This window comes from Synechococcus sp. MU1655, assembly GCF_023630655.1.
Classification (GTDB): Bacteria; Cyanobacteriota; Cyanobacteriia; order PCC-6307; family Cyanobiaceae; genus Synechococcus_C.
In genome coordinates, this window is the sequence record NZ_JAKUHK010000221.1 from 1 (window position 1) to 3,422 (window position 3,422).

5 protein-coding genes are annotated in these 3,422 nt (G+C 57.5%); 3 read left to right on the forward strand and 2 right to left on the reverse strand.

The window, feature by feature from the left end; translation table 11 throughout:
* Window positions 1–179: chorismate mutase (locus tag NCN04_RS09610; protein WP_250395945.1), on the reverse strand; the 179-nt coding region annotated here is incomplete at its 3' end.
* On the reverse strand, window positions 176–988 hold the full coding sequence (gene sppA, locus NCN04_RS09615) for a signal peptide peptidase SppA (protein ID WP_250395943.1): 813 nt from the start codon (window positions 986–988) through the stop codon (window positions 176–178). The genes sppA and NCN04_RS09610, both read right to left, overlap by 4 nt.
* Before the next feature lie 54 nt (window positions 989–1,042).
* Between sppA and NCN04_RS09620 the strand changes: the two genes are divergently transcribed.
* The 3 genes from NCN04_RS09620 to NCN04_RS09630 form a co-directional block, all read left to right on the forward strand.
* A complete protein-coding gene (locus tag NCN04_RS09620) occupies window positions 1,043–2,005 on the forward strand; it encodes a DMT family transporter (RefSeq protein ID WP_048347018.1) in 963 nt (320 codons plus the stop codon).
* Complete coding sequence (locus tag NCN04_RS09625) at window positions 2,002–3,114, forward strand: glycosyltransferase (protein ID WP_250395944.1); 1,113 nt, start codon at window positions 2,002–2,004, stop codon at window positions 3,112–3,114. Before NCN04_RS09620 ends, NCN04_RS09625 begins: the two co-directional genes overlap by 4 nt.
* A partial coding sequence (locus NCN04_RS09630) for an ArnT family glycosyltransferase (RefSeq protein ID WP_502988784.1) occupies window positions 3,105–3,422 on the forward strand: 318 nt, incomplete at its 3' end. The genes NCN04_RS09625 and NCN04_RS09630, both read left to right, overlap by 10 nt.

The window sequence follows — 3,422 nt, forward strand, 5'->3', positions numbered from 1 at the left end:
TCCAGATCGGTGGTCACAGAAAACGTGATCGAAACGATGCAGTCCGGCTTCAGAGCGTTGTGTTTCACCAGCGCATCCATCAGTCCAGAGACCGCCTGCTCAATCGCAACAACAGTGTTAGCGCTGCAGGTGGTTGCACCACGTAAACCGCGCAAGGCCAATCCGCTCCCCAAGGTCATGGCCGGAACAACCACAAGGGTTGACCGCTGAGCTCCATCTCAACCGAGACGAGCTGCTCGATTCGTACAAGCAGATTGGACCCCGACAACCCTTGCAGCAATGGCTTACGGGGTTTTCCAAGTGTCACCACGCGGCAGCGCTCCTCATCCAGATCAGCCAACTGTGCCGCAAGCACCCTTGCGCGCTCCTCGTCACCCAGCTCATCCACGAGTCCAAGATCTTTGGCCTGCGCACCGCTAAACACCCGACCGTCAGCAAATTCGCGGACGCGGCTTGAATCAAGCTTCCGTCCTTCTGCAACGGCCGCCACAAATTGCTCATAGCTGCTGTCAATCAAGGATTGCAGCAACTCACGTTCTTCTGGGCCTAAAGCACGATCTGGAGAAAGGATGTCTTTGAAAGCACCGCTCTTCACAGTTTCAAATTTGACGCCAACGCGATCCAGCAATTTGGAAAGGTTGTTGCCGCGAAGGATCACACCGATGGAACCGGTGATCGTCCCTGGATTGGACACAATCTTTTCTGCGGCAACACCCACATACACCCCACCAGATGCAGAGATATTCCCGAAGCTGGCGACAACGTGACAGCCTTTTTCTCGCAGCCTGAGCAGGGCAGAGTGAATCTCCTGGCTGTCGCCAACAGTCCCTCCAGGACTATCAATTCGTAGCAACAGTGCAGGAAATTCACGCTCCTGAACCTCTTTCAGAGCTTTGAGGACTCGACGACGGGTGGAGCCAGTGATCGCCCCCTCAATGGCGATCCTCGCCATCGTTCGCCGGGACTTGCGGCGCCAGGGCCAGATCATGGTGGTCAATCGAACACGTCTAGATCTTAAAAAGGAGCCTGTTCGTAGCACCCCATGGGATCTCTCCGCCGAGGGCTGCTGATGATCCTGCCGTTCGCCCTATGGGGCACAGCGATGACAGCAATGGCTCCTCTGGTCAGCACAGGAGGGCCGATTCTGGTGTCCTGCTTGAGGTTGCTCCCGGCTGGAATCATCGTGATCGCCTCTGTTCCGCTTCTCGGGCGTTCCTTAGCCATTGATCCTGGGGATCGGGGTTGGTTTCTCCTGTTCACCCTGATTGATGCCCTGCTGTTTCAGATCTGTCTGGCCCGCGGACTCGAAGGCACTGGCGCGGGTCTCGGTTCTGTACTGATTGATTCTCAGCCCTTGATGGTTGCACTGCTTGCCCGCTGGCTCTTTGCAGAAACGATCAATCCGATCGGTTGGATGGGATTGATTCTTGGTCTGGTGGGCATTGTCTGCCTGGGCGTGCCCCAACGGCTCCTCCAGCACTGGTGGCTGTTGGGTGAGGGGGTGTCATTTCAATCGGGTTGGCAGGCTGGCACTGGCTGGATGTTGGCGGCTGCCATTGCGATGGCTGTCGGCACCGTTCTGAGTCGGTTCGCCTGCCGAAACAGTGATCCTGTGGCCGTCACGGGATGGCACATGCTGCTGGGGGGACTCCCCTTGCTGATTTGGCATGGCCTCGACGGAGCGTTCCCGTTGATTCCGCCTTGGTCCGCTTTTGCATGGACGCAAATGGCCTATGCATCTTTGATGGGGGGAGCCGTGGCCTACGCACTCTTTTTCTGGTTTGCAAGCCGTGAGGACCTCACAGGATTCACCACACTGGGATTTCTCACACCCGTTTTTGCACTTGCTTCTGGTGGACTGCTGTTGCAAGAACGACTCAACAACCTGCAATGGTGCGCAGTGCTTTTGGTTCTGCTTTCGGTGGTACTGGTGAGCCAGCGCAAACGACTTTGGGAGCCGGTTGCTCTCGTCAACGAACCCCAGCGAAGTGATCTCGGAGCATGAGCACCACTCCTCTCGATTTAATTCTGGTCAGCACACCCATCGGACACTTGGGAAGTGGGCGCGGAGGAGGGGTGGAACTGACGCTGAACTCATTGCTACGAGGTCTCGCCGCAAAGGGGCATCGGATCAGCCTGGTCGCCCCGAACGGCTCAGTTGCGCCTGACGACTGCCCTGGAGTCTCCCTCCACACCGCTGGGGGGAGCGATCAACCCAGCTGGCAGCACTCCGAACGAGATGCTTCCGTCCAAGTTCCTTTTGATGGTGTGCTTCCCCATCTATGGGACCTTGCTTTGTCCTTAGGCGAGGACGCCGATGCGGTGATCAACTTCAGCTACGACTGGTTACCGCTCTGGCTCACCCCGCATGCAAAGCCCTCGTTATTTCATCTTGTGAGCATGGGATCGGTCTCGCGAGCGATGGATGAGGTCATCTCTCAAATCGCTCAGTGGGACCAGAGGCGAATGTCATTCCATACTCAACGACAGGCAGGAGATTTTTCATTGCCTAGTCCACCGTCAGTTGTGGGGAATGGCTTTGACCTCACGCGATACCAGTTGCAGTTGAACCTCAATGGGCCCCTGGGTTGGGCCGGTCGCATCGCTCCTGAAAAAGGCCTGGAGGATGCTGCAGCTGTTGCCGCAGCTCTGGGAGAAACGCTTCTGGTTTGGGGCTTGGTTGAAGATGCTGACTATGCGCAATCAATCGAAGCCGCCGTGCCTGCCGGAACCATTAATTGGCGCGGTTTTCAGCCGACACACCAACTTCAGACAGAGCTTGGCTGCTGCCGCGCCCTACTCAACACACCGAAATGGAATGAGGCCTACGGCAACGTGGTGGTAGAAGCCATGGCCTGCGGAGTCCCTGTCGTGGCCTATGACCGAGGCGGTCCTGGCGAACTCATCCAAGACGGAACAACGGGATGGCTTGTGCAGCCCGATGATCTCGAGGCCCTAACCATGGCTATCAGCAAAGTCGATCAAATCGATCGACGCGCTTGCCGCCGTTGGGTGGAACAGAACGCCAGCCATATGGTTTTCGCACAACGCGTTGAGGATTGGATCAGGCAGGGCCTCTCTGCTGGGAATGGCACGATCGTTCCATGTCGATGATCAATGCGCCTGCCAACCCAAGGATCTCGCCTCGACAGCGCAGCCGTGGACTGTTGCTGATCTTGGCGCTTGGCCTTGCCATGTTCTGCTGGCAACTGGGTTCCACCGGTCTCGTCGATGAAACTCCACCGCTCTTCGCAGCCGCTGGCCGTGCCATGGCACGCACGGGTGACTGGTTAACGCCTCGGGTTAATGGATTGCCCAGATTCGACAAACCGCCCCTGGTGTACTGGCTGATGGGGTTGGGGTACTCGATTCCTGCCAATGAGCTCTGGGATCCACTTGGCACCTGGGCCGGCAGGCTTCCC